This is a genomic window from Nocardioides sp., from assembly GCF_029937575.1.
Classification (GTDB): Bacteria; Actinomycetota; Actinomycetes; order Propionibacteriales; family Nocardioidaceae; genus Nocardioides.
The window spans coordinates 15751-39827 of sequence record NZ_JAPYPS010000016.1 but is presented as its reverse complement, the minus strand read 5'-3'; the positions used below and the strand labels follow the sequence as shown (position 1 = coordinate 39827).

At 71.8% G+C, this 24077-nt stretch carries 22 protein-coding genes; 13 read left to right on the top strand and 9 right to left on the bottom strand.

Features of this window, described 5'->3' with window-relative positions; translation table 11 throughout:
• Positions 1-115: 115 nt before the first annotated feature.
• The 5 genes from Q1K33_RS08050 to Q1K33_RS08030 all read left to right on the top strand — a co-directional run bounded on the left by Q1K33_RS08050 (position 116) and on the right by Q1K33_RS08030 (position 4292).
• A complete protein-coding gene (locus tag Q1K33_RS08050) occupies positions 116-868 on the top strand; it encodes an SDR family oxidoreductase (RefSeq protein ID WP_300402523.1) in 753 nt (250 codons plus the stop codon).
• Complete coding sequence (locus Q1K33_RS08045; RefSeq protein ID WP_300402521.1) at positions 865-1716, top strand: NAD(P)-dependent oxidoreductase; 852 nt, start codon at positions 865-867, stop codon at positions 1714-1716. Before Q1K33_RS08050 ends, Q1K33_RS08045 begins: the two co-directional genes overlap by 4 nt.
• Positions 1713-2144, top strand: a complete 432-nt coding sequence (locus Q1K33_RS08040) for a carboxymuconolactone decarboxylase family protein (RefSeq protein ID WP_300402519.1) — start codon at positions 1713-1715, stop codon at positions 2142-2144. The genes Q1K33_RS08045 and Q1K33_RS08040 overlap by 4 nt, the downstream gene beginning before the upstream one ends.
• Positions 2145-2172: 28 nt before the next feature.
• Positions 2173-3069 carry an alpha/beta fold hydrolase gene (locus tag Q1K33_RS08035; RefSeq protein WP_300402517.1) on the top strand — a complete coding sequence of 299 codons (897 nt, stop codon included), beginning with the start codon at positions 2173-2175 and terminating at the stop codon, positions 3067-3069.
• Between the two features lie 245 nt (positions 3070-3314).
• Complete coding sequence (locus Q1K33_RS08030; RefSeq protein WP_300402515.1) at positions 3315-4292, top strand: hypothetical protein; 978 nt, start codon at positions 3315-3317, stop codon at positions 4290-4292.
• Positions 4293-4517: 225 nt separating this feature from the next.
• Here the strand turns inward: Q1K33_RS08030 and Q1K33_RS08025 are convergent, their stop codons facing one another.
• A complete protein-coding gene (locus tag Q1K33_RS08025; RefSeq protein ID WP_300402513.1) occupies positions 4518-6308 on the bottom strand; it encodes an amidohydrolase family protein in 1791 nt (596 codons plus the stop codon).
• Positions 6309-6397: 89 nt separating this feature from the next.
• On the opposite strand from Q1K33_RS08025, the gene Q1K33_RS08020 reads away from it, so the two are divergent.
• Genes Q1K33_RS08020 through Q1K33_RS08010 form a run of 3 tightly spaced genes read left to right on the top strand, consistent with a single transcriptional unit; the run spans position 6398 to position 9242 of the window.
• Positions 6398-7504, top strand: a complete 1107-nt coding sequence (locus Q1K33_RS08020; protein WP_300402512.1) for a TIGR03857 family LLM class F420-dependent oxidoreductase — start codon at positions 6398-6400, stop codon at positions 7502-7504.
• The gene (locus Q1K33_RS08015) at positions 7501-8598 is read left to right on the top strand and encodes a phosphotransferase (RefSeq protein ID WP_300402510.1); all 1098 of its coding nucleotides are present in this window, start codon (positions 7501-7503) and stop codon (positions 8596-8598) included. The genes Q1K33_RS08020 and Q1K33_RS08015 overlap by 4 nt, the downstream gene beginning before the upstream one ends.
• Positions 8595-9242: a PaaI family thioesterase gene (locus tag Q1K33_RS08010; RefSeq protein ID WP_300402508.1), complete on the top strand. Its 648-nt coding sequence runs from the start codon at positions 8595-8597 to the stop codon at positions 9240-9242. Before Q1K33_RS08015 ends, Q1K33_RS08010 begins: the two co-directional genes overlap by 4 nt.
• On the opposite strand, the gene Q1K33_RS08005 is transcribed toward Q1K33_RS08010, so the two are convergent.
• Positions 9231-9809 (bottom strand): XRE family transcriptional regulator, encoded by a 579-nt coding sequence (locus Q1K33_RS08005; RefSeq protein ID WP_300402506.1) that lies wholly within the window; start codon positions 9807-9809, stop codon positions 9231-9233. The two genes, Q1K33_RS08010 and Q1K33_RS08005, sit on opposite strands and share 12 nt — an antisense overlap.
• 101 nt (positions 9810-9910) lie before the next feature.
• Between Q1K33_RS08005 and Q1K33_RS08000 the strand changes: the two genes are divergently transcribed.
• Positions 9911-10585, top strand: a complete 675-nt coding sequence (locus Q1K33_RS08000) for a class I SAM-dependent methyltransferase (RefSeq protein ID WP_300402504.1) — start codon at positions 9911-9913, stop codon at positions 10583-10585.
• A 9-nt stretch (positions 10586-10594) separates the two neighbouring features.
• Here Q1K33_RS08000 and Q1K33_RS07995 read toward each other — a convergent pair whose 3' ends face one another.
• Positions 10595-11590 carry an aldo/keto reductase gene (locus tag Q1K33_RS07995; protein ID WP_300402502.1) on the bottom strand — a complete coding sequence of 332 codons (996 nt, stop codon included), beginning with the start codon at positions 11588-11590 and terminating at the stop codon, positions 10595-10597.
• Between the two features lie 104 nt (positions 11591-11694).
• Here Q1K33_RS07995 and Q1K33_RS07990 point away from each other — a divergent pair, with 104 nt between their 5' ends.
• The 3 genes from Q1K33_RS07990 (at position 11695) to Q1K33_RS07980 (ending at position 15455) form a co-directional block, all read left to right on the top strand.
• A complete protein-coding gene (locus Q1K33_RS07990; RefSeq protein WP_300402500.1) occupies positions 11695-13101 on the top strand; it encodes an MFS transporter in 1407 nt (468 codons plus the stop codon).
• Positions 13098-13709 carry a hypothetical protein gene (locus Q1K33_RS07985; protein WP_300402498.1) on the top strand — a complete coding sequence of 204 codons (612 nt, stop codon included), beginning with the start codon at positions 13098-13100 and terminating at the stop codon, positions 13707-13709. The genes Q1K33_RS07990 and Q1K33_RS07985 overlap by 4 nt, the downstream gene beginning before the upstream one ends.
• Positions 13710-13835: 126 nt before the next feature.
• A complete protein-coding gene (locus tag Q1K33_RS07980; RefSeq protein ID WP_300402496.1) occupies positions 13836-15455 on the top strand; it encodes a hypothetical protein in 1620 nt (539 codons plus the stop codon).
• 6 nt (positions 15456-15461) lie between these two features.
• Here the strand turns inward: Q1K33_RS07980 and Q1K33_RS07975 are convergent, their stop codons facing one another.
• The 5 genes from Q1K33_RS07975 to Q1K33_RS07955 form a co-directional block, all read right to left on the bottom strand.
• The gene (locus Q1K33_RS07975; RefSeq protein WP_300402494.1) at positions 15462-17147 is read right to left on the bottom strand and encodes a GMC family oxidoreductase; all 1686 of its coding nucleotides are present in this window, start codon (positions 17145-17147) and stop codon (positions 15462-15464) included.
• 9 nt (positions 17148-17156) lie between these two features.
• Positions 17157-18065, bottom strand: coding sequence for an alpha/beta hydrolase (locus Q1K33_RS07970; protein WP_300402492.1), 909 nt, complete (start codon positions 18063-18065; stop codon positions 17157-17159).
• Positions 18062-18697 (bottom strand): TetR/AcrR family transcriptional regulator, encoded by a 636-nt coding sequence (locus tag Q1K33_RS07965; protein WP_300402490.1) that lies wholly within the window; start codon positions 18695-18697, stop codon positions 18062-18064. Before Q1K33_RS07965 ends, Q1K33_RS07970 begins: the two co-directional genes overlap by 4 nt.
• A complete protein-coding gene (locus tag Q1K33_RS07960; protein WP_300402488.1) occupies positions 18694-20061 on the bottom strand; it encodes an NAD(P)-binding domain-containing protein in 1368 nt (455 codons plus the stop codon). Before Q1K33_RS07960 ends, Q1K33_RS07965 begins: the two co-directional genes overlap by 4 nt.
• Positions 20062-20138: 77 nt before the next feature.
• Positions 20139-21461, bottom strand: a complete 1323-nt coding sequence (locus Q1K33_RS07955) for a cation:proton antiporter (protein WP_300402486.1) — start codon at positions 21459-21461, stop codon at positions 20139-20141.
• Positions 21462-21589: 128 nt separating this feature from the next.
• On the opposite strand from Q1K33_RS07955, the gene Q1K33_RS07950 reads away from it, so the two are divergent.
• A complete protein-coding gene (locus Q1K33_RS07950; protein ID WP_300402484.1) occupies positions 21590-23287 on the top strand; it encodes an acyl-CoA synthetase in 1698 nt (565 codons plus the stop codon).
• A 39-nt stretch (positions 23288-23326) separates the two neighbouring features.
• Here the strand turns inward: Q1K33_RS07950 and Q1K33_RS07945 are convergent, their stop codons facing one another.
• Positions 23327-24064 (bottom strand): hypothetical protein, encoded by a 738-nt coding sequence (locus Q1K33_RS07945; protein WP_300402482.1) that lies wholly within the window; start codon positions 24062-24064, stop codon positions 23327-23329.
• Positions 24065-24077 lie beyond the last annotated feature (13 nt).

The window sequence follows — 24077 nt, the reverse complement described above, 5'->3', positions numbered from 1 at the left end:
GGGTTGAGGAGCGTCGACGCAGCCAGGAGCGAAGCGACGGGCTGCGTGACGCGTCTCGAAACCCCGTGAGCCAGGAAGCAGCAGCACCCACCACAGCAACCAGAAGGACAGCCAGATGAGCAGCAGGTTCGACAACAAGGTCGTCGTCGTCACCGGCGCCGCCCAGGGCATCGGCGAGGCATACGCCAGGGCGCTGGCCGCCGAGGGCGCCTCCGTCGTGGTCGCCGACCTCAACGAGGGCGCCGGCGTCGGTGTCGTCGAGGCGATCGAGGCCGACGGCGGTACGGCGATGTTCGTGCGCACCGACGTCTCCTCGCACGAGTCGGCGACCGCCCTGGTCGAGGCCGTCACGGCGGCGTACGGCGGGATCGACGGCCTGGTCAACAACGCCGCCATCTACGGCGACATGCAGTTCGACCTGCTGATCAGCGTCGACTGGGACTACTACCGGAAGTTCATGTCGGTGAACATGGACGGCGCGCTCGTGATGACCCGCGCGGTCTACCCGTCGATGCAGGCGCGCGGCGGCGGCTCGATCGTCAACCAGAGCTCGACGGCTGCCTACCTCTACTCCGGCTTCTACGGGCTCGCCAAGGTCGGCGTCAACGGCCTGACCCAGCAGCTGGCCCACGAGGTCGGCGGGATGGAGATCCGGGTCAACGCGATCGCGCCGGGCCCCACCGACACCGCCGCCACGCGCACCCAGGCCGGGGACGCTGCCAAGGACCTGGTCAAGGGCCTGGCACTGAAGCGGATGGGGCAGCCCGAGGACATGGTCGGGGCGTGCCTCTTCCTGCTCTCCGACGAGGCCTCGTGGGTGACCGGGCAGATCATCGCCGTCGACGGCGGCCAGACGTTCCGCTCATGACCGGCACGGCAGTCGGCTTCGTCGGGCTCGGCAACATCGGCAAGCCGATGGCGCTGCGCCTGGCCCGACGGGCGCAGGCATCGGGCGAGCTGTCGCTGTCGGTCTACGACGTGATGCCCGAGCCGCTCGCCGAGCTGGAGGCGGCCGGGGCGACGGTCACGGGCTCGGTCGCCGAGCTGGTCGCCGACGTCGACGTGCTGTGCGTGATGGTGCGCGACGACGACCAGGTCCGCGACGTGCTCGGCCAGGCGCTCGGCTCGGCTCGCGACGGGCTCGTGGTCGTCGTGCACTCCACGGTCGCCCCCGAGACGCCGCGGCAGCTGGAGATCACGGCCGCCAAGCACGGCGTGCTGCTCGTGGACGCTCCGGTCTCCGGTGGAGCGATGGGGGCGGCCGACGGCACCCTCGCCATCATGGTCGGCGGGACCGACGAGGCCTTCGCCGCCGCACGGCCGGCCCTCGACGCGCTGGGGTCGAAGGTGATCCATGCCGGCACGATCGGCGCCGGCACGAAGTTCAAGCTCGCCCGCAACATGATGCACTTCATCTCCTTCACCGCCGCGACCGAGGCGCAGCGGCTCGCCGAGGCGGCGGGACTCGACCTGCGCGCGCTGGGCGACGTCGTACGTCACACCGACGCGATCACCGGGGGCCCCGGGGCGATCATGCACCGCGAGACCGCCGCGCCGATCGAGGACGGTGACTTCTGGATGGGGGTCTTCTCCCATGTCGCCGACCTGGGTGAGAAGGACCTCCGCTTCGCGACCGAGCTGGGCGAGTCGCTCGGCGTGGACACCCCGCTCGCCGACTTGGCGCTGCGACGACTGAGGACAGGACTGGGACTGTGACCGACGAGAGTGCGACGACGGGCAAGTTCGACGGGCTGCCGGACAAGCGGCGGATCGGCCTGGAGAAGATGGAGACCGTCTACGGCTTCGACATGACCGACGGCACGGGGGACTTCTTCGGGATCACCGCCGACCACCTCTTCGCCGACATCTGGACCCGACCCGGTCTCTCCGACCGCGACCGGCGGCTGATCCTGATCGGCATGCTGGCCGGTCAGGGCGCCGCCGACGTGCTCGGCATCCAGGTGCCTGCGGCCTACGCCAACGGCGAGCTGGACGACGAGGCGCTGCGCGAGATCGTGATCTTCGTGTGCCACTACGCGGGCTGGCCCAACGGGGCCCGGCTCAACTCGATCGTGGAGGACACGATCTCCAAGGCGGCCAGGGCCGCGGCACGCGCGACGAAGCCGGCCCCGAGCGAGGCCTGAGCTCGACGGCGTCTGGGAGGGTGAGGCCATGAGCCTGCCTCGCGTGGTCGCGGTCCCGCTGCCGACGTACACCTCACGCGTCCTGGAGTGGGGCGACGCCGATGCGCCGCTGGTGCTGGCGCTGCACGGCTTCCCCGACACCGCGTGGACCTGGCGCCACCTGGGGCCCTACCTCGCCGAGCGCGGCTACCGGGTGGCGGCGCCGTTCCTGCGCGGCTACGGACCGTCGTCGGTCCCCAGCGACGAGACCTACACGGTGGGCTCGCTGATGGCCGATGCGGTCGCCGTGCACGGTGCACTCGGGGGTGACGACCGCTCGATGCTCGTCGGGCACGACTGGGGCGCGATCGCGACCAGTGGCCTCGGCGCGCACCCGGACTCGCCGTTCCGGCGGATCGTGACCATGGCCGTCCCTCCGCTGCCCTCGATGACCCCGTCGCGCGAATGGCTCGGGGCGTGGCTCGGGGCCGCGGTGCGCCAGCCACGCAACAGCTGGTACATCGCCTTCAACCAGGTCCCCGGCCTGGCCGAGCGCCACTTCGAGCGCCTGGTCACCAAGCTCTGGCACGACTGGTCGCCGGGCTACGACTCCAGAGAGGATCTCGACTTCCTGCTCTCGTCGGTGCCCGACCGCGCCCACGCCCAGGCCGTGGTGTCCTACTACCGGGCGTTCCTGCGCCCCGGCCGCGGTGCGCGGGCGTACGCCGACTGGCACCGCACGTTCGCCGACTCGCCGATCGTGCCGACGTTATTCCTCCAGGGCGACCAGGACGGCTGCCTGGACCGCCGGTTCTTCACCGGCGCCTCGTTGGCGCTGACGGGTGAGAGCCGCGCGATGCTCGTGCCGGGCGTGGGCCACTTCCTGCAGGTGGAGCGCCCCGAGGTCGTCAACGCGCTGGTGGCGGAGTTCCTCGACGCGGCGTGATGGTCTGTCCACCCGGCCGGCGTACGGGTCGTGTGCCTGAGGCCGGTCCATGGGCCGTTGTGAGGCACACGACCCCCTGGCGCCTGGGGTGGGCGGACACGCCGTCCACCCGGCGTACGGGTCGTGTGCCTGAGGCCGGTCCATGCGCCGTTGTGAGGCACACGACCCGGTCCTGCCGCTGAGAGCTGGGAGCGGGCTGTGGATGACGCCTGCACAGATCGTCCCGATGCAGCGATGCTCGCTGCATGAACGGGTACGACGAAGACCACCGCCGCGACGACCTGGCGCGCCAGCGGCGCGACCGCGGGCTGGCTCGGCTGATCGACCAGCAGTGCGGCATCGTCGCCAGGCGACAGCTCACGGCGTTCGGTGTCGACTGGGACGCGGTCCAGGCCAACGAGCTCGCGCGGCGCTGGGTCGTGCGCACCCCGCGCGTCGTCAGCACTGTGACCGGCGCGCTCACCGTGGAGCAGCGTCGCTGGGTCGGGGTCCTGCATGCCGGGCCGCGTAGCATGCTCGGTGGGCTGACCGCCGGGTCGCACCACGGACTGTCAGGGTGGGAGACCGACATCGTCACCGTGCTGGTCGACGACGAGCTCAGCTTCGAGCCGGTCGACGGCGTCCGGTTCTTCCGAAGTCGTCGCCCCTTCCACCTGATGGCCAGCCCGCGGTCGGGGATCGCCTCGGCGCGCGTCGAGCCGGCGTTGCTGCTGTGGGCCGGCTACCAGGCCCAGCAACGGGCCGCGGTCGCGGGGCTTGCCGCTGCGGTGCAGCAGAGACTGACCACAGCCGAGCGCTTGTACGACTGGGTGGACGTGCTGCGTCCGCTGCGCCGCGCGAAGGTGTTCAAGCGCGCGTTGAGTGAGATCGCCGGCGGCGCCCACTCGGGGCCGGAGCTGGACCTCGCGAGGTTGTGCCGTGACATCGGCCTGCCGCGCCCGGATCGTCAGCGGTCGCGCAACGACCGGCACGGCAGGCGGCGCTGGACCGACTGCGAGTGGGACCTTCCCGACGGGACGGTGCTGGTCCTCGAGATCGACGGGTCGCACCACATGGAGGTGCGCTCGTGGCACGACGACCTCAAGCGCAGTCGCGCCCTCACGACGCGCGATCGAATCGTCGTACGCTGCTCGGCCTACGAGTTGCGGCACGAGCCGGCGTCGGTCGCGGTCGACCTGATCGCCCTCGGGTTGTCCGGCCGGATGCCGGACTCGGCAGCCTGAGCCCTCCGCCCTCCGCCCTAGCGGCGATGCGCGGCGCCGTACGTCGGGTTGTGTGCCTCACGCCGGTGCATGGACCGTTCTGAGGCACACGACCCCGCGCGGGCCGGCCCGCGACATCAGCCGCACCGGGTCGTGTGCCTGAGGCCGACCCATGGACCGGGCTCGGGCACACAACCCCCCACCGGGCCGGAGTGAGGGTCGTGGGGTCTGCTGCGTGCTGTGACGTCAGAGCGCCGCGGCGCCGGCCGCCTCGACCGGGACCCGCGGCGCCACCTTCTGCCCCACCCGCAGGAACGACCCGGTCCGCTCGGCTCCGAGCAGGGCCGTCGGCTCGCCCGCCTCGACCACAGTGCGTCCGGAGATCAGCACGCGCGAGACGCAGGCGTCGTTGCGGTTGACCATCCGGGAGAGTCCGCCGAACTGCTCGACCGGGCTCTCGTGGTAGTCGTCGAGGTCGGAGTCGAGGTGGGCCGGGTCGAGGATCACCAGGTCGGCGCGGTCGCCGACGCGCAGGTGCCCGGCGTCGACGCTGTACCAGTCGGCCAGCTCGCCGGTGAGACGGTGCACGGCGTGCTCCATCGTCATGAAGGGCTTGCCCGCGAGCTCGGCGTCGTGGGCGTGGCGCAGGAAGCGCAGGCCCATGTTGTAGAACGCCATGTTGCGCAGGTGGGCGCCGGCGTCGGAGAAGCCGAGCTGTACGCCGGGCTCGACCGCGATCTTCTTGAGCAGCTCGGGGCGGTGGTTGGAGATCGTGGTGCGCCAGCGGATGGCGGTGCCGTGCTCGAGGACGAGGTCGAGGAAGGCGTCCACGGGGTGCACGCCCCCGCGCTCCTGGCCGACGGCGCCGAACGACTTGCCGACGATCGAGGCGTCGGGGCACTCGACGATCTCGGCGTCGAAGAGGTCGCGGTGCCACACACGCGGTCCCCACTTCGCCTCGTAGTCCTTGCGGAACCGACGGCGGTAGTCCTCGTCGCGCAGCAGCTCGTCGCGCGCCACGGCGTCGGCGAGGTGCAGGGCTGCGGCACCGGAGCCGAACTCCTCGAAGATCACCAGGTCGATGCCGTCGGCGTACACCTCGAAGGGGACGGGGAGGTGCTGCCAGCGGAAGTCTCCGCCGAGCTTGTTGATCGCCCGGGCGAGCGGACCCATCCCGTGGATGACGGCGGGGATCGCCTTGATGTCGGCGGCCGAGAGCAGGGAGGTCTTGAGCTGCGGGCGTCCGACGCCGAGCGAGCTGAGCGCTTGCGAGAGAAGGCTCTGCGGGTGGGTGATGTCGGGGCCGGACTGCAGCACCCGGGCGCGCTGGCGCAGGATCGAGTTGAGCCGCCGCAGCTCGCGCGCCTTGGCGTACGTCGAGGGCAGGGTGCGCGAGCGGCAGACCTCGCCGTCGAGCTTGTCGAAGAGCAGCTGCTGCGAGGACATCCCGAGGAACCCGGCGTCGAGGGCCTCGGAGAGCATCGACTCCATCCGCGACTGCTCGGCGCCGGTCGGCTTCTCGTCCGGGCGCGTCGCGCGGTCGAGGCCCATCGTCGCGGCGCGCATGTCGGAGTGGCCGATGAAGGCCGCGAGGTTGGGTCCGAGCGGGAGCCGCTCGAGGGCGTCGACGTACTGTGCGGCGCTCGACCAGGTCTGGTGCTCGGTGACGGCGTCGATGACGTGCTGGCGCGGGATCGCCTCGACGCGACCGAAGATGTCGCCGGCGTCGACGGCGTCCAGGTGGACCGTCGAGAGCGAGCAGGAGCCGATCATGATCGTGGTGACCCCGTGGCGCACGGACTCCGACAGCCCCGGTCCGTCGAGCACCTCGATGTCGTAGTGAGTGTGGATGTCGACCATGCCCGGCATCACCCACTGGCCGTGTGCGTCGACGACCTCGGTGCCCGGCCCGGGCTCGAGCGGACCGGAGGAGACCTCGACGACCACCCCGGCGGTGATGCCGAGGTTGCGGATGGCCGAGGCCGATCCGGTCCCGTCGAACCAGCGCCCGCCGTTGATGATGGTGTCGTAGGTCACAGTCCCATTGCACAGGCTCGATTGACGCGCGTCAAGACTTGTCGCCCGTTTGCTGGACACGTGTCTGATTGCTGCGTGAGGATGCTCACATGTCACCAGCTGGTGTCCCTGACTTCCCCGAGCTCGCTTGCTACGGCCTGGCCGGTCACTCGGCCACCCCCCGTGACCTCCTCGCCGAGGTCGCGCTCGCCGAGAGCCTCGGCCTCGGCTCGGTCTTCCTGTCCGAGCGCTTCAACGTGAAGGACGCCGGGGTGATGGCCGGCGCCGCCGCAGCGGCCTCGACCCGGATCGGCATCGCGACCGCGGCCACCAACCACAACACCCGCCACCCGTTGGTCACCGCCACGATGGCGACCACGATGCACCGGCTCTCCGGCGGGCGCTACGCCCTGGGGCTGGGCCGCGGCTTCGACGTGCTCTTCGACCTGATGGGCATCAAGCGCGTCACCGGGGACCAGATCGAGGACGCGGTCGGCATCCTGCGCACGCTCTGGTCGGGCGGGTCGGTCGCGGGCCACGAGGGACCGTCCGGGAGCTACCCCTACCTCAACCAGGACAGCTCGTTCGACGAGCGGATCCCTGTGCTGATGATGGCCATCGGCGACAAGACCCTGCAGCTGGCCGGCCGGGTCGCCGACGGCGTCGTGCTGCACACCTTCATGTCCGACGAGACCGTACGGCGAGCGGTCGAGGTCGTGCGCAACGCTGCGGACGACGCGGGCCGGGACCCGCACGCCGTACGGATCTGGTCGGTGCTGGGGACGGTGACCGACGAGGTGCCCGAGGGGCTGCGGCTGCGCAAGCTGGTGGGTCGTCTGGCGACGTACCTCCAGGGCTACGGGGAGGTGCTGGTCCGCGCCAACGGCTGGGACCTGGCCGACCTGGAGCGTTTCCGCACCGACGACCTCGTCGTCGGCTACCCGGGTGCCTTCGACGCGATCGGGACCGTCGAGGACCTCACCCACCTGCGCGACCACGTGCTGCCGGCCGAGTGGCTGGCCGCCTCGGCCACCGGGTCCGCGGCCGACTGTGCCGCCCGGATCGTCGACCAGCTCGACGCCGGCGCCGACAGCGTGGTGCTCCACGGGGCCACCCCCACGGAGCTGGCGCCGGTCCTCGAGGCGTGGCGAGCGATCCGGCCCGACGACCGTGGCCTCGACGACCTGCCCGCCAACCCCGGATGGATGACCGCATGAGCCCGACCAGCCCGACCACCCCGCCCACCACGCTCCCACCCATCGTCACCGAGCCCGAGGAGCTCACCGCGACATGGCTGAGCGCCGCGCTGGGTGCGCCGGTCCACAGCGTCGAGCGGGAGCAGGTCGGCACCGGCCAGATGGGCACCTGCCACCGCCTGCGCCTCGACGGCGACCCGGCGCTGCCGCGCACGGTGCTGGTCAAGCTGCCGGCCGCAGACCCGGCCTCGCGGGCGCTGGTGATCGGGGCCTACGCGATCGAGCTGCGCTTCTACCGGGAGATCTCCCCGACGGTGGCGGTCACGGTGCCGACGGTGCACCACCAGGCGATCGACCTGGAGACCGGGGCCTTCACCCTGGTGATGGAGGACCTCGCCCCGGCGGTCCAGGGCGACCAGATTGCTGGGTGCACGCCCGACCAGGCGCGTGCGGCCGCGGTGAACTTGGCCGGTCTGCACGGACCGCGCTGGTGCGACGCCTCGCTGAGCGACATCGAGGGCCTGACGATCCAGGGACCCGAGGACGCGGCACTGCTCGCAGAGTTCTACGGCCCGGCGCTGGAGATCTTCGTCGACGGCCTCGGTGACCTGCTGGAGCCACCGACCGTGGAGACCCTGCGACAGACGCTCGACCTGGCGGAGCGGTGGACGCTGGCCCGCGGCGAGCGGTTCGGGCTGGTGCACGGTGACTACCGCCTCGACAACCTGATGTTCGCTCCTGGCCCCGATGGCCCCGATGGCCCCGACGTGGTCACGGCCGTCGACTGGCAGACGCTCTCGCTCGGGCTGCCGGCCCGTGACCTGGCCTACCTCGTCGGCACCGGCCTGGAGGTCGTGGCCCGGCGCGCCCACGAGGAGGGCATCGTGGCGGCGTACCACTCTGCCCTGTCCTCCCACGGCGTCGCCGGCTACGACCGCGCCACCGCGTGGGAGGACTACCGCTTCGCGATGATGCAGGGCCCGCTGGTGTCGGTCTTCGGCTGCGCGTACGGCGCGCGCACCGAGCGCGGGGACGCGATGTTCGCGGCGATGGTCAATCGCTCGTGCGCAGCGATCCGTGATCTCGACACGCTCGCGCTGGTGGCGTCCTCGTGAGGGCCGAGACCTACGGCGGCTTCTTCGACCACGCGGACCTCACCGACGCCGAGGTGGACGAGATCCAGGCTCGCTTCGAGCCGGTCACCGACGACCTGCGCCGACTCGTCGACGTGACGATCCGCTCCGAGGTCGGCGACGCCGAGGTGGCGGCGGCCCGCGAGCACCTCGCCGCCGCGGCCGAGCTGCTCGGCCGTTGCGCCAAGGAGGGTCCGGCACGTGTCGTGCGCAACGACACGGGACGGTCCTGGCAGTGGGGCAACGCCGTGGTGGGCCAGCGCAACGCGGTGGCACCCCCGATGGTGGTCGAGCGCCACGACGACGGCTCGACCTCGGCCCGACTCAGCCTGGGCAACGCCTACGAGGGCCCGCCCGGGATGGTCCACGGCGGCGTGAGCGCGCTGCTGCTCGACCATCTGATGGGGGTGACGGCCAGCTCGATGAAGAAGCTCACGATGACCGGCACGCTCACCCTGCGCTACCGCCGCCCGCTGCTCCTCGGAGAGGTCGCGCTGGCGGGTCGGGTGGTCTCGGACACCGGCCGCAAGGTGACGGTGACTGCGGAGATCAACGGTGCCGACGGCGCGGCGATCGAGGCCGAGGGACTCTTCATCGTGCCGAGCTGGGCGCCCTCACCTGACTGATCTCGAACGCACGTGCATCCGCTCGCCCTGCGGGCCGAACAGCGCCAGCACCTCGATCGGATGGTCCTCCCGGTTGGCGATGACGTGGGGGGTGCGCGTGTCGAACTCCGCGACCTCGCCCGGACCGAGCTCGATCTCCTGGCGACCGAGCACGAGGTGCAGGCGGCCGGAGAGCACGTAGAGCCACTCGTAGCCCTCGTGCGTCGCCGGTCGGTACGGCGGCGCCGGGTCGTGGGCGGGGATCACCAGCTTGAAGGCCTGCAGCCCGCCGGGTCGCTTGGTGAGCGGGATGAACGTCCGTCCGTGCCGCGTGACCGGCTTGGCCCGCACCCGGGGATCACCCGTCTCGGGCGCGTCGACGAGCTCGTCGAGGGAGAGCCGGTGGACGCGGGCCAGCCGCAGCAACAGCTCGAGGGTGGGACGCCGCTCGCCCGACTCGAGCCGCGACAGCGTGCTGACCGAGATGCCGGTCGTCTCGGAGAGCCCCGCAAGGGTCAGGGCGCTGGCCAGGCGCAGATCGCGCAGGCGGGGGCCGACGGCCGCCAGCGTGGTCTCGACATCGGTCACGACTTGATTGTGGCCGATGTTGCCGAAACGGCAACGAATCTGGCGTGCGGAGACGGCCGCCCCCACGCTGGTGACATGCAGACGAGCGACGGCGGCCGCTGATGGCCGCACAGGAGAAGCAGGGACACGGCCACGGCCACGGGATGAGCGACGAGGAGGTCCGGGCGACCTTCGAGGCGCCGAGCTGGGAGGAGCGCTACTCGGAGGAGGGCAAGGTCTGGAGCGGCAACCCCAACCCCCAGCTCGTCACCGAGGTGACGCCGCTGACGCCCGGGACGGCGCTCGACGTCGGGTGCGGCGAGGGGGGCGACGTCATCTGGTTGGCGCAGCAGGGGTGGCGGGTCACCGGCGCCGACTTCTCCGCCAAGGGACTGGCCCGCGCCGCCGCGCACGCCGAGGAGGCCGGCGTCGCCGAGCCGACCGACTGGTGGCAGGTGGACGCCCGCACCTTCGACGCCGCAGGCGCGACGTACGACCTGGTGACGACGCACTTCCTGCACCCGCCCGACGGCGGCATGGTCGCCGTCGTACGACGCCTCGTCGACGCGGTCGCGCCGGGTGGGCACCTGCTCGTGGTGGGGCACGCGCCCTCCCACCTGGCCGACCGGATGCCGGCGGGCATGAAGAAGGCGATGTTCGTCGCCGAGGACCTCCTGCCCGCGCTGCCGGACGACTTCGAGGTGCTCGTCGTCGAGCAGCGGCCGCGCACCATGGTCCGCGACGGCGAGACCTTCGAGATCGACGACTCGACCCTGCTGGCACGACGGCGAGGCTGAGTCCCGGGGCTACCGGTTGATCATCTGCTGCATCGCCTCGGGGTAGCGGTCGCCGATGATCTTGACCTCGGTCGAGGCCTCGTCCAGCTCGGCGAGGTCCTCGGCCGACAGGGCGAGCCGCGCGGCACCGAGGTTCTCGTCGAGCCGCGAGATCCGTCGGGTGCCGGGGATCGGGACGATCGTCGACCGCTGCGCGAGCAGCCACGCGAGCGCGACCTGGCCGAGCGAGGCGTCGTTGCGCTCCGCCACGGCCCGCACCCGCTCCACCAGCGCCAGGTTGGCCTCGCGCGCCGCGACGGTGAAGCGCGGGAGGTTGGCCCGGATGTCGCCCTCGGAGAACTCCGTGGTCGCATCGACGGTGCCGGTCAGGAAGCCGCGGCCCAGTGGGCTGAACGGCACGAACCCGATGCCCAGCTCGTCGAGGGCGTCGAGGATCGCGCCCTCGGGCTCGCGCCAGAAGAGGGAGTACTCGCTCTGCAGCGCCGTCACGGGCTGGACGGCGTGAGCCCGCCGCAGCGTGTCGACGCCGGCCTCGGAGAGGCCGAAGTGGCCGACCTTGCCCGCGGCGATGAGGTCGCGGACGGTCCCGGCGACCTCCTCGATCGGGACGTCGGGGTCGACGCGGTGCTGGTAGAGCAGGTCGACGTGGTCGGTACGCAACCGTCGCAGCGACGCGTCCAGGACCTCGCGGATGTGCTCCGGGCGGCTGTCGAGCTTGCGGTCGCTGGCATCGAGCGAGAAGCCGAACTTGGTCGCGACCACCACCCGGTCGCGCACGGGAGCGAGCGCCTCCCCGACGACCTCCTCGTTGTGGAACGGGCCGTAGACCTCCGCGGTGTCGAAGAACGTCACGCCGTGCTCGACGGCTTCGCGCAGGAAGTCGACCATCACGGCGCGGTCGGGGGAGGGGCCGAACGACTGGCTGATGCCCATGCAGCCGAGCCCGATCGCCGAGACCTCCAGGGCCGTGCCTGCCGTGGCGCTTCCCAGGGTGCGCATCTCCATGACGGGACTCCTTCGCTCGAGGTGGGGGGGGTGGGGGCCGAGGCCCGATCCCCAGCATGGCGCGCTGGTGGTGGTCGTGCGCAGGTGCCTGGAAGACTGGAGGCGTGCATCGTGCTGCGGGTCCCCTGCTCGCCGTGACCGTCGCGCTGGTGCTGGCCGACTCCGCCGTGGTGACGCTCGCCCTGCCCGACATCCTGCGCGAGCTCGACACATCCGTCGGGCAGGTCGCGTGGGTGCTGATCTCCTTCAACCTCGTCCTCGCGCTCGGTGCCGTGCCGGCGGCCCGGCTGCTGGCCCGCGGGTGGGCGGCCGGGTCGAGCGCCGTCGGCATCGCGCTGTTCGCCGGCGCCTCCGCGTGGTGTGCGGTGGCCGGCTCGATCGACGTCCTCATCGCGGCCCGCTGCCTCCAGGCAGTCGGTGGTGCCCTGGCGGTGGTCGGCTGCCTCGAGCTCCTGGTCAGGCTGTACGACGAGCGTCGCGGCGTGGCGGTCTGGGCGACGGCGGGAGTTGTCGGTACGGCGACCGGGCCGTTCGCGGGCGGGCTGATGACCGAGCTCATCTCGTGGCAGTCGATCTTCGTGGTGCAGGTGCCGTTCGCGGTGCTGGCGGTGCCGGCGGCGCTGGTCGTGCGGGACGCCGTCCCTGTCGGCGTCGAGACTGGGCGGGGGGAGGGGTCGGGGTCGGAGGCGCCCGGCCGGCCGGGGCCGGGGCCGGTGAGGCCGGAGCGGCCCGACGTACGACCCAACATCACGCTCGCCCTGCTGTCGGCAGCGTTGACGGCCGCGCTGTTCCTGCTCGTCCTGCTCCTGGTGGAGGGGTGGAGCCGCTCGCCCGGTGTCGCCGCGCTGACGGTCTCGGTCGTGCCGATCGCGGCCATCGCCGCTGGGCCGCTGGCCCGACTCCTCCAGCCGAGCGAGGAGGTGGAGGTCGCGGTCGGGTGCTTCCTGATCGCCGGCGGCCTGGTGGGTCTGGCGATCCCGCCGTCGTCCGACCTCGCCTGGACCATCGCGCCGCAGGCGCTGGTCGGCCTCGGCCTCGGCCTCACCGTCGACCGGTTGACCGCCCGCGCGGTGCAGCTGCGCCGGCCCCGCGCCGAGCACGCCGGCTGGACCATCGGCGCCCGACACGCCGGCGTCGTCGTCGGGCTCGCTGTCCTCACGCCCGTCTTCACCGCTGACCTGCAGGACGCCCAGGTGCCCGCGCAGGAGGCGATCACCGCCCTCGTGCTCGACGCGCCGCTGCAGCCCGAGGACAAGATCTCGGTCGCCCAGGCGCTGGGCGGAGCGCTGGCCGGCGAGCAGGGACAGGTGCCCGACCTGGGTCCTGCCTTCGACAGGGTGGAGGTCGAGCCCACGGAGCGGGCCGCGGTCGAGCGGCTCGAGCGCGACCTCGACGACCAGCTGGAGCGAGCGGCGACGCGTGCCTTCCGCGACTCCTTCCTCGCCGGCGCCGGGTTCGCGCTCCTCGCCCTGCTCGTCGTGGTCCTGCCTGGACGACGGAGGACCACGTGAGCAGCGCGCTGCGGTCGGCCACGCTGCCCCTGGTCTCGCTCGTGCTGGTCGCGGCCGTGCTCCTCACCCAGCTCCTCAACGGCGGCGGCACCTACGAGCCGCTGCGACCTCCCGACGCCTGCACCGAGCGTCCGGTCACCTCGCGGGCAGATGGCATCGACGGCCTGACCGAGCGGCTGGTGCTGCTCGGGGTCGCCGACGCCGCCTGCACGCTGGGCGTCAGCCGTGAGGCCCTCACCCTCGAGCTCGCGCAGAGCGCCGAGGTGTACGACGTTGAGGTCGAGGCCCTGCGCGACGGCCTGCTGTCCGCCGTACGACGGATGGACGACGACGGCACCCTGCCGCCGGCCTCGGAGCTGGTGGACGAGGCGCTCGACCAGGCGGAGCTCAACGGGATCCTGGAGTTCGCCATCCGGGCCCTGCCGGACGGCGTGATCGATGCCGCGCTCAAGACCGACGACGTGCTGACGCGCACGGTCGAGGAGCTGGACGTGCGCAGCCTGCTGGGCAACCTCGACAACCCGGCCGACCTCGACCGTCAGGTCGAGGCAGCCATCACGGAGGCGGTCAAGGACTCGCTGCTCGACCGACTGCGCAACCTCGTCTGAGGGTCCGCCGGGGTCGGGGGCGGCGAGCAGAGCCACCGGGCGCACCACATCGTGACCGCCACTCCCGCACAGCTCGACCTCGGTGAAAGAGCCGCGAGACCGCCACTGCGATGAAACCATGCCGCCATGCCCATCGGTCGTGCACTCGGGACCGCGACGGTCGTTGCCTCCCTGGTTGCTGCTCTCGCCACCACCGCCAGCGCCGGGACGAGCTCCTCGCCGGACGGCACGTCCCGACTGGTCGCCGGACGCGTGACCGATGCGGCGGGCGCGCCGCTGGCCGGAGTCGAGGTCCAGCTCCACACGCGGACCGAGCGGTTCTCCGGTCCGTCGGGCGACCCCGTCCTCACCGATGCCGCCGGCCACTACGAGATCGCGTCGACCATCTTCTACGAGCCGGATGAGCTCTCGGTGAGCTTCCTGGCCAGCGGCGACGCCGCCGGGCTGGCAGACGAGGCGTGGGACGACGCCTCCTCCCTCGACGAGGCCACTCCGCTGACGTTCGACGACGCGGGTGTCGCCGCCGGCATCGATGCCGTGCTCGACGAGCCGGGACTGCTGACCGGGCGCGTGACCGACGATCTCGGTCGGCCGGTCGTGGGAGCTGCGGTCCGGGCGTCGCGGCTGACACGCGGCTCGTGGTCCTTCGTCGGCTGGTCCAGCCCGAACGCCACCACCTCTGAGGACGGACGCTACCGGCTGCAGATCGCCAAGGGCGTGGTGCGGCTGGAGGTCGACGTCGACGACGACGCCCTGCGTGACGCGTTCGTGGGTGGGGCTTCGCCGGACCTCGCGACCGAGATCTCCGTGACCCCGGGCGCGAGCACCGACCTGGGGGACACGAAGCTGCAGCGCGTGGGGCACATCCGTGGCCGCCTGGTGGAGGACGGCAACCGGGAGCGCAGGCCCGGGTGCCTCGTGAGGTCGTACCGTCAGACCGGGGACTCCTGGGTGCTCGACGGCAGGACCAGCCCGGATGCCGTCGGCAAGTTCTCGCTGCCGTCGATCCCCGGTCGCTACGTCCTGCGGTTCTGCGACGACGCCGACGAGGACTACCGGATCTACCGCGAGGAGTGGTGGAGGGACGCCCGGGTGCCCGGGCAGTCGACCACGATCGACGTGCGGGCCGAGGAGGTGACCGGTGGTCTCCGCGCTTCGCTGGAGCGACGGGCGATCATCGCGGGGAAGGTCAGGCTGCGCCCGGGGCCAGTACCCGTCAGGTCGTTCCCGGTGCGTCTGATGGCCCGCCGGGCCGGGGCGTGGGTCACCGTCGCGAGCACCGCCACGCTCACCATGGGCGCCAACTACGGGCGATGGAGCTTCGCTGGTGTCGATCCCGGCCGCTACAAGGTGGTGTACCGCCCACCCGCCTTCCTCGATCGCGGACGCTCCCGGGTCCGGGTCCGACGCGGGGACGATGTCACCGGCGTCCGGAAGGTGCTGCAGCGTCTCCCGCTCCTGAACGTCGAGCGCCCCACCATCGTCGGCGACGCTCGGGTCGGGTCGACCCTGGCGGTGACCCCGGGCGCGTGGGAGACCCAGGACCACGTAGCGACGAATCCGCGGGTGACCTTCCAGTGGCTGGCTGACGGGCTTCCGGTCCGCGGTGCCACCGCGGGGACGTTCACCCCCCGGACCCGTCAGCTGGGACGACGCCTGCGAGTCGTCGTCGCCACCGTCGCCGAGGGCTACACCTACGTCGCGGGCACCGCAGTCTCCGACAGCACGTCGCCGGTCGAGCGCTGACCGAGCTCAGGACCCCGGCAGCCCCAACCACACCAACGCAGCGGGTGCGTCGGCCGGCACGGCGGGAGAGGAGGGAGCCACCGGCGCCACCGCCTCGTACGCCGCCCCGACGACCGGGCGCGGATCGGTCTCGCCCTTGTTGGGCCACAGCGCGCAGGCGCGCTCGGACATCGCGGTGATCGTCAGGGACGGGTTCACGCCGAGGTTGGCGCCGATGGTGGAGCCGTCGATCACGTGGAGACCGTCGTAGCCGTGGACGCGGTGGTAGGGGTCGACCACCCCGGAGGCAGGCGAGTCGCCGATCACGGCGCCGCCGACGTAGTGCGCGGTCGCGGGTGTGCCGACCAGGTCGCTCGCCAGCGACGTGGCGTCGCCGTGCACCTTCGCGGCGACGCGGCGTACGACGTCGTGGGCGAGCGGGATCCAGGACGGGTTTGGCTCGCCCGCACCGACCCGGGTGCGGAGCCGACCCCGGCGCAGGTACGACGTCAGCGAGTTGTCCAGGGACTGCATCACCAGCAGCGACAGGGTGCGTGAGGCGGAGTCCTCCGAGCGGCGCGTGCGCAGGAACGGCCCGGGGCGCCGGACCTGCCCGCCGAGGAACCGCAGCACGCGCCGCGGCCCGCCGTCGACGAGCGGGACGTTCATCACCGCGCCCTTCTCCTGCAGCTCGTTGCTGCGGCACAGCTCCACGTGGGTGTGCGGCTCGGGGTGGAACGACGAGGTGATCGCCACCCCTCGTGCGAAGCCCTGCGGCTCGCGGGCCAGCACGTTGACGATCGCCTCGGAGTTGGAGCGGGAGAGCTCGCCCAGCCGCGGCGACAGGTCGGGCAGTGAGCCGCCGTCACGCAGGGCGTGCAGCAGCGTTTGGGTGCCGCGAGCGGCGGCGGAGAAGACCACCTGGTCGGCGGTGTAGGTGCGCCTCGCCTCCCGGGCGCGGTGACCGCGCAGCCCCGGTTGCCGGGTGGTCACGACGTACCCGCCGCTGCCGGCGGCACCGTCGCGAGGCCGCACGTCGGTCACCTCGCTCAGGCCGTGCACGACGGCCCCGGCCTGCTCGGCGAGGTGGAGGTAGTTCTTGGGCAGCGTGTTCTTGGCGTTGAAGGGGCAGCCGGAGGTGCACCGCGCGCAGTGCACGCAGGCGTTGCGCTCCGGGCCGGCACCACCGAAGAACGGGTCCGGCACTCTGCGGCCGGGTGCGGCCTCGTCGAAGAGCACCCCGACGTCGGTCGGTTGGAAGGTGTCGCCGGCCCCCAGGTCCTCGGCCACGGAGCGGACCACCTCGTCGGCCGGCCACAGCCGCGGGTTGGTCGTCACGCCGAGCATCCGGCGCGCCTGCTGGTAGTACGGCGCCAGCTCGGCGTGCCAGTCGGTGATGTGGCCCCACGACGGGTCGGTGTAGAACGCCTCGTGCGGCTCGTAGAGCGTGTTGGCGTAGATCAGCGAACCGCCACCGACGCCGACCGCGCTGAAGAGCGAGATCTCGCCCATCATCGAGAGCCGCATCGGCCCGAACATGCCCAGCCTCGGGAGCCACAGCATGTCGCGGGAGCCTTGTTGGGCGAAGTCCTCGTCGGTCCAGCGACGCCCGGCCTCCAGGACCCCGACGCGGTAGCCCTTCTCGGTCAGCCGCAGGGCGCAGACGCTCCCGCCGAAGCCCGATCCGATGACCACGACGTCGTAGTGCGTCACGGCGGCGGGTCAGGCCACGGGCTGGATGACGGGCGTGAACGTGCGGGTCAGGAAGTCGACCTGGTGCTGGACCGTGGCGGTGTGGAACGGCTTGCCCTCCCACACGTCGAAGTGGTCGCCGGGGTAGTGCCGCACCAGCGCCCGGGCGTTGAACGCCGCCTTGGCGGCCGCCTGGGGTGGGGCGCTGCGATCGAAGTCGGCGATCTGCACCAACGTCGGGCAGGTCACCTGCTTGGCGAGCTTGCCGGGCCGGTGGTTGCCGAGCTCGAGGCCGACGGTGGCGTCGAGCTCGTTGACCCAGGTGGGCCCGGCGATCGCCGTGTAGTCCTCCAGGGAACCCTCCAGCGTCAGGCAGCCCAGCTCGCCGGGCCGGGCGACGACGGGCATCATCCGCGGCTTCCCGAGCTTGGAGCGGAAGCCCTCGATGCTGCTGCGCAGGATCTCGGACGTCTTGTGGCTGGAGAGCGCGTGCAGCCCGGCCGCGACACCGTCGACCAGCGGGGTCAGCGAGATCATCGCGGCGACGTCGTCGCGTCCGGCAGCCGCGGCGAAGACGTGGCCGCCGGACAGCGAGACACCCCACAGGACCAGGCGATCGCGGTCGACGCCGGGCAGCCGGCGCGCGGCGTCCATCGCGGCGCGGTAGTCGTCGACCTGGCCGGCGACCGAGACCGTCTGGCGCGGGGTGCCGCCCGAGGCGCCGAAGCCGCGGTAGTCGAAGGCGAGTACGTCGCAGCCCGCGGCGGCGAGCGGGGTGGCGAAGGCCATGAGGCCGGAGTCCTTGGTGCCGCCGACGCCGTGGGCCATCACGACGACCGGTCGCCCGGCAGCGGAGGAGAGGGCGTCGCCGCTGCCGACGAAGTGCCAGGCATCGATCGTGTCGCCGCCACTGGTGAAGGTGATGGTGTCGGGGTTCATGGGTGGAGCCTTCCGGTGGAGTCGGTGCCGTAGATGGAGCGCAGCCAGATCGAGACCACCGTCTCGACCAAGGTCTCGCGGGGGACGTCGCCGCCGAGCGCGAGCCGCTCGAGCATCCGGTCGTTGAGCTCGAGCAGGACCGAGGCCAGCGCCTCGGCGTCGGCGCCGGCGGGGGCTCGGGCAGCGTCGCGCTCGCTGGTGATGATGGAGGCGACCGGCGCGACGAACGAGGCCCGGTCCGACTCCCACATCTGCCGGACGGCGGGACTGGTCGAGCGGGCGTCGAGCATCGCGCGGTAGAGGTGCTGGTGCTTCTCCCAGGCGCCGAAGAGGGTGCGGATGACGGCCTCGATGTTGTCGGCCGGGGTGCCGTCGGCGGCGAGGTGGGCAGCCGCGGCGAGCGAGGCGTCGTACATCTCCTCCGACAGGGCGGCGACCGCGGCGGCCTTGGACTCGAAGTAGAAGTAGAAGGCCGAGCGGGTCACCCCGGCGCGACGCGAGATGTCGGCGATGTTGATGGAGTCGAGCGCGCCGTCGCCCTCGAGCAGGTGGTGGTCCAGGGCGGCGAGCAGCGCGGCTCGGCGCTCGTCGCCCTTGGCGGCGTGTTGCCTGATGGTCGGTACGTCGTTCATCCAGCGAGGCTCTCGCACCGGCTGCGCCCGGCGAGAAGCGGGGCGCCGTGCTGCTGGGCGCGCATGCGGCCGGCCGGGATCTCCTTGGTGCGCATGTCGTGCTCGTAGATGAAGTAGTCGACCTGCTGGGTGTGGCGGGGGCGGTCGAGCATGTGGCCGGTGTACTTCTGCTGGTCCTCGACGATCACCCGCTCCATCGTGGCCTCGTCGGGCAGGCGGTAGTTGCCGGTGGCGTACGCCCCGACGAGGCGGGCCTGGGCCTCGACGAAGGGGAAGAGCGTGGGCGTGGACTGGGCGAAGCCGACGAGGGCCAGGTCGTCGAGCCCGGGCTTGAACATCCGCTTGTAGAGGGGGATCGCGTTGTCCGGGGCGCTGAGGAAGTCCTCGTCGAAGAAGGGGAAGGTGATGTTGTAGCCGGTGGCGTAGACGATCACGTCGAACTCACTGCTCGTGCCGTCGTCGAAGTGCACCGTGCGCCCGTCGAGGCGCGAGACGTTGCCCTTCGGCGTGACGTCGCCGGACCCGAGGCGCAGCGGCAGCTCGACCGACTGGGTCGGGTGGGCCTCGAAGAACTTGTGGTTGGGCGCGGGCAGGCCGTAGAGCTCGGGGTTGGAGCCGGCCATGAACTGCATCTTCTGCACGAACTTCCGCTGCCACGACAAGGGCAGGTACGGCGTGGTGACGTAGTACTTGTCGGCCGGCAGGCCGCCGGTGTACTTCGGCACGATCCAGGCGCTGGAGCGAGTCGAGATCGTGACCTCGTTCTGCAGGGAGCGGCTGGAGAGCTCGACGGTGATGTCGGCCGCGGAGTTGCCCAGGCCGACGACCAGGATCTTCTTGTGCGTGAAGTCCAGCGGGTCGTGGGGGTCCACGTAGTGGTGGGCGTGGATGGACTCTCCGGTGAACTCGCCGGGGAAGTCGGCCATCCGCGGGTCCCAGTGGTGACCGTTGCCGACGACCAGGAAGTCGAAGTGCCGACGCTCGCCCGCCTCGTCGAGCAGCTCCCAGCCGCCGCCGGGCAGCCGCTCGGCGTGCATCACCCTGTTCTGGAACTCGATGTGCTCGCGGATCCCGAACGCGTCGCAGTAGGAGTCGAGGTAGGCCTTGATCTGGGTGTGGTGGGGGAAGTCCGGGTAGTCCTCGGGCATCGGGAAGTCCTTGAAGGACAGTCGGTGCTTGGAGGTGTCGATGTGCAGCGAGCGGTAGGCGCTGCTGTGTCCGTTGGGGTTGCCGAACGCCCAGTTGCCGCCGACCCGGTCGGAGGCCTCGAAGACGGTGACCGGCACGCCGTAGTCGAGCAGCATCTTGGCCGAGGTCAGACCGCTGATCCCGGCGCCGATGACGGCGGTGGTGGGCAGGCTCATGGGACGTCTCCTCGGGGTAGGCTGCGTGTGATCCTAGCCACAAGTTGACGCGTGTCAATAACCCGATGGACGGCGGCTCAGTCGCTCGGCTCCGTCGTGGCGTGGTCGCGTCGCTCCAGCCAGCTCATCGCGGGTCCGGCCAGCGAGCCGTGGATCAGCACCGAGGCGACCACCGTGAAGCCGACGGTCGACCACAGCCACCCCTGCCCGAACTCCTCGACCTCGCCTGCCGCGTAGGCGAGGTAGTAGAGCGAGCCCACGCCGCGCACCCCGAAGAAGGCCGTGACCAGCCGCTCGGGACCGGTCATGCCGCCGCGTAGGTCGGCCGCGGGTGGGCGCACGCTCAGGGCGACCCAGGCGGCGAGGGGACGCACGAGCAGGATGAGGGCCAGGCCGATGGCCACGCCGCGCCAGTCGAGGGCGACGAGCAGTCCGCGAGTCAGGGCGATCCCGAGGACCAGCAGGACGAACAGGGTCAGGAGCCGCTCGAGGCGGTCGACCACCTCGTGCATGGCGCGGTGGTAGGCGTGCTGTCGCTCGGCTGCCCGGAAGGCCAGGGCGCACGCGAACACCGCGAGGAAGCCGTAGCCGCCTGCCACCTCCGACACGCCGTACGCCAGGGTCAGCGCCGCGACCGCCAGCAAGGGTTCGCCACGCTCGGCCACGCGGAGGGCAGGACTGGAGGAGCTGAAGGCGAACCGGGCCAGTCCCCAGCCCAGGACGGCGCCGACGAGCAGGCCGAGGACGACCTTGCCGACCAGGTACCAGCCGACCCACTCCGCGGTGGTGGCCACGAGGGAGGACGGTGCCGCGACCAGGACCGCGAGGTAGACGAACGGGAAGGCGAGGCCGTCGTTCAGGCCGGCCTCGGAGGTGAGCGCGAAGCGGACCTCGTCGTCCTCGTCGATGGGCTCGCAGTCGTCGACCGCCTCCTGGTCCGAGGTCGAGGGGCCTTCGACCTGGACGTCGGAGGCGAGGACCGGGTCCGTCGGTGCGAGGACGGCGCCGAGCAGCAGGGCGACGGCCGGTGCGAGGCCCGCCCACCAGCCCAGCAGGGCCACGCCGGCGATCGACAGTGGCATCGCGACGCCGAGGAGTCGCCACGTGGGCGACCAGGCGCACCGCGAGGCCCGCCGGCGCAGGTCGAGGGGCCGGTCGAGGGCGAGGCCCACGCCCATCAGGGCCACGATCACCGTGAGCTCGGTGACGTGCTCGATGGCGGCGCGGTTCTCCTGCGGGTTGAGCGGGAGGTCGTCGGGCAACGGGGTCGTGCCCAGGAGCATGCCCAGGCCGACCAGGATCATCGGCGACGTGACGGGTGCGCGGCCGAGGAGGGTCGGCATGACCACGGCCAGCAGCAGGCAGCCTCCGGCGACGAGGTAGACGAGATCGGCTGTCACCGAGACGTCCTGGCGCGCATGGGTCCTGAATCTACGGGGTCGTCGGGCACGCGTGGCTCGGGCTCCCGCAGAGTCCGTGCCGTCGGCCCGCGGTTGCCGCATCCTAGAACGCGTTCTAGTTTGTGGCGATGGTCACCTCGCAGCCCGTCACCGGAGGATTCAACCTCTCCACCGTCTTCGACACCGTGGCGCGGGCGGTCCCCGACCAGGAGGTGATGGTCTGGCGCGAGCAGCGGATCACGTACGCCGCGATGAACGCACGCATCGACGGCCTCGCGCACCACCTGGTCGCCCAGGGGCTCGGCTGCCACACGGAGCGGACCGGCTCCGCGCTCGCCGGCCACGAGTCGGGGCAGGACCACGTCGGCATCTACCTGCGCAACGGCAACGAGTACCTCGAGGCGATGGTCGCCTCCTACCGGGCTCGGTGCGCGGCGATCAACGTCAACTACCGCTACGTCGCCGACGAGCTGGTCTACCTCCTCGCCGACGCCCGCACGAGTGTGCTCGTCTACCACGCCGAGTTCGCACCCCAGGTCGCGGCGATCCGCGACCGGCTGCCGCACCTGCGCGTCCTCGTCCAGGTGGCCGACGAGAGCGGCAACGACCTGCTCCCGGGAGCCCTCGACTACGAGGCGGTGCTGGTCACGCCGGCGCCCCCCGCGGGGATGCCGACCCCGTGTGGGGACGACCTCTTCATCCTCTACACCGGCGGGACGACCGGGATGCCCAAGGGTGTCCTGTGGCGCCACGACGACATCTACGTCTCCTCGATGGGCGGCACGGTCTTCGGTGGCACCGAGCCGTTCGAGTCGTACGACGCCGTCGCGGAGCACGCCGCGTCGGGTGCGGGCCGGATGACGATGCTGCTGGTGGCGCCGTTCATGCACGGTGCCGCCCAGTGGTCGACCTTCCACATGATCACCGGTGGCGGGAGCATCGTGATCCCGGACGACGTGCACCGCTTCGACGCGGCCGGCGCGCTCACCGTGGCGATCCGGGAGAAGGCGGTCAGCTTCCCCGTGGTCGGTGACGCCGTCGCGCTCCCGCTCGTCGAGGAGGTCGAGCGCGCGGCGGCGGCAGGCACGCCGTACGACCTGAGCGGGCTGGCGGCCATCAACAACGGCAGCGCGCCGCTCACCCCGAGCGTGCGCACCCGCATCCTGGAGGCGCTGCCCCACATCCTGCTGATGGACGCAGCCGGCTCGTCGGAGACCGGGCTGCAGATGAGCTCGATGTCGCTGAAGGGTGCCGAGGTGGAGGCCGCGACCTTCACCCCCCAGGCCGACACGACCGTGGTCGACGAGGCGATGTCGCGGACCTTCGAGCCCGGGGAGTCCGGAGGCTGGTTGGCGCGCCGCGACCGCGTCCCGCTGGGCTACCTGGGCGACGCCGAGAAGACGGCGCGGACCTTCCCGACGATCGCGGGCGTGCGCTGGTCGGTCCCGGGCGATCGAGCCGACCTTCTCGAGGACGGCCGGATCGCGCTGCTCGGACGCGACAGCGTCACCATCAACTCCGGCGGCGAGAAGATCTTCGTCGAGGAGGTGGAGCGGGCGATCGTCGAGCACCCCGCGGTGCGTGACGTGGTGGTCGTCGGCCGGCCCTCGCCACGGTGGGGGAGCGAGGTCGTCGCCGTCGTCCAGCTCCATGACGGCGCGAGCGTCACCGACGAGGAACTGCGGGCCGAGTGTGGTCGCCACGTCGCGGGCTACAAGGTGCCCAAGGGGTTCGTCCGGGTGGCGAAGGTGGAGCGCTCGCCCTCCGGAAAGGCGGACTACCGGTGGGCGGCGGCTCGTGCGGTCGAGGCCGAGCAGCCCGGCTGACTCACTCGCTCCACCGACCACGAGACCCGGCGCAGCCGATCACGTCCTGCTCCGTCGGCGACGGGCCACGTGCAGGGCGACCCCGACGGCAACCACGACGCCCACACCGATGCTCCCCAGCTGGGTCATCGCGCTGTGTGCTCGGCTCTCCGGCCCTGCCGCGGGAGCAGTGGTCTCCGCTGCGCCGGCTCCCGGGCTGCTCGTGACCGGTGCGTCCCTGAGGACCCAACGATGGACGGCGGCGACGGTCGAGTACAGATGACCCTGTCCGTGGGGCCCTGCGGCGAGGATCCGGTAGGTATCGTCGATGTCGGTGAGCGTGGCGATCCGGACGTCCGCAGCAGGCACCGGCCCACCGCAGTCGAAGTCGAGCGTGGCCCCCGACGTCTCGACGTCGTCGACGTGGAGCAGCTCGCCCGCGCAGACCTCTCCGGCAGCGCTGACCTCGATCCGGTCGAGGAGGTAGTCGGCGAGCTGCGGGGCGCGGGCCAGCTGGGCCCCGGGGAGCTCCGTCGACTCGTCCTCGAGGAATTCGCCGTCCTCGAAGACCATGAGGCTGCCCGTGCCGTCGCTCGCCCCGATCCAGGCAGCCAGGAGGCCGAGGTCGTCGACGGCGGCGTTCCAGGTGATGCGCAGTCCCTGCGGTGTCACGCTGATCTCGGCCGACTGGGGATCGCCGAAGGGGTGCGCCACCGCCGCCGGGGTTGTGGCGCACCAGACGAGCACCCCCGCTGCCGAGGTGATCGCCGCGCGCCGGAGCCCTCCTGGTCGTCTCATCGCAGCGGACGAC

What these genes read in the sequence shown, in the direction of transcription:
- Q1K33_RS08050 (WP_300402523.1), top strand. Translation starts at nt 116, where the DNA reads ATGAGCAGCAGGTTCGACAACAAGGTCGTCGTCGTCACCGGCGCCGCC.
- Q1K33_RS08045 (WP_300402521.1), top strand. Translation starts at nt 865, where the DNA reads ATGACCGGCACGGCAGTCGGCTTCGTCGGGCTCGGCAACATCGGCAAG.
- Q1K33_RS08035 (WP_300402517.1), top strand. Translation starts at nt 2,173, where the DNA reads ATGAGCCTGCCTCGCGTGGTCGCGGTCCCGCTGCCGACGTACACCTCA.
- Q1K33_RS08030 (WP_300402515.1), top strand. Translation starts at nt 3,315, where the DNA reads ATGAACGGGTACGACGAAGACCACCGCCGCGACGACCTGGCGCGCCAG.
- Q1K33_RS08020 (WP_300402512.1), top strand. Translation starts at nt 6,398, where the DNA reads ATGTCACCAGCTGGTGTCCCTGACTTCCCCGAGCTCGCTTGCTACGGC.
- Q1K33_RS08015 (WP_300402510.1), top strand. Translation starts at nt 7,501, where the DNA reads ATGAGCCCGACCAGCCCGACCACCCCGCCCACCACGCTCCCACCCATC.
- Q1K33_RS08000 (WP_300402504.1), top strand. Translation starts at nt 9,911, where the DNA reads ATGGCCGCACAGGAGAAGCAGGGACACGGCCACGGCCACGGGATGAGC.
- Q1K33_RS07995 (WP_300402502.1), bottom strand. Translation starts at nt 11,590, where the DNA reads ATGGAGATGCGCACCCTGGGAAGCGCCACGGCAGGCACGGCCCTGGAG.
- Q1K33_RS07980 (WP_300402496.1), top strand. Translation starts at nt 13,836, where the DNA reads ATGCCCATCGGTCGTGCACTCGGGACCGCGACGGTCGTTGCCTCCCTG.
- Q1K33_RS07970 (WP_300402492.1), bottom strand. Translation starts at nt 18,065, where the DNA reads ATGAACCCCGACACCATCACCTTCACCAGTGGCGGCGACACGATCGAT.
- Q1K33_RS07965 (WP_300402490.1), bottom strand. Translation starts at nt 18,697, where the DNA reads ATGAACGACGTACCGACCATCAGGCAACACGCCGCCAAGGGCGACGAG.
- Q1K33_RS07960 (WP_300402488.1), bottom strand. Translation starts at nt 20,061, where the DNA reads ATGAGCCTGCCCACCACCGCCGTCATCGGCGCCGGGATCAGCGGTCTG.
- Q1K33_RS07950 (WP_300402484.1), top strand. Translation starts at nt 21,590, where the DNA reads ATGGTCACCTCGCAGCCCGTCACCGGAGGATTCAACCTCTCCACCGTC.
- Q1K33_RS07945 (WP_300402482.1), bottom strand. Translation starts at nt 24,064, where the DNA reads ATGAGACGACCAGGAGGGCTCCGGCGCGCGGCGATCACCTCGGCAGCG.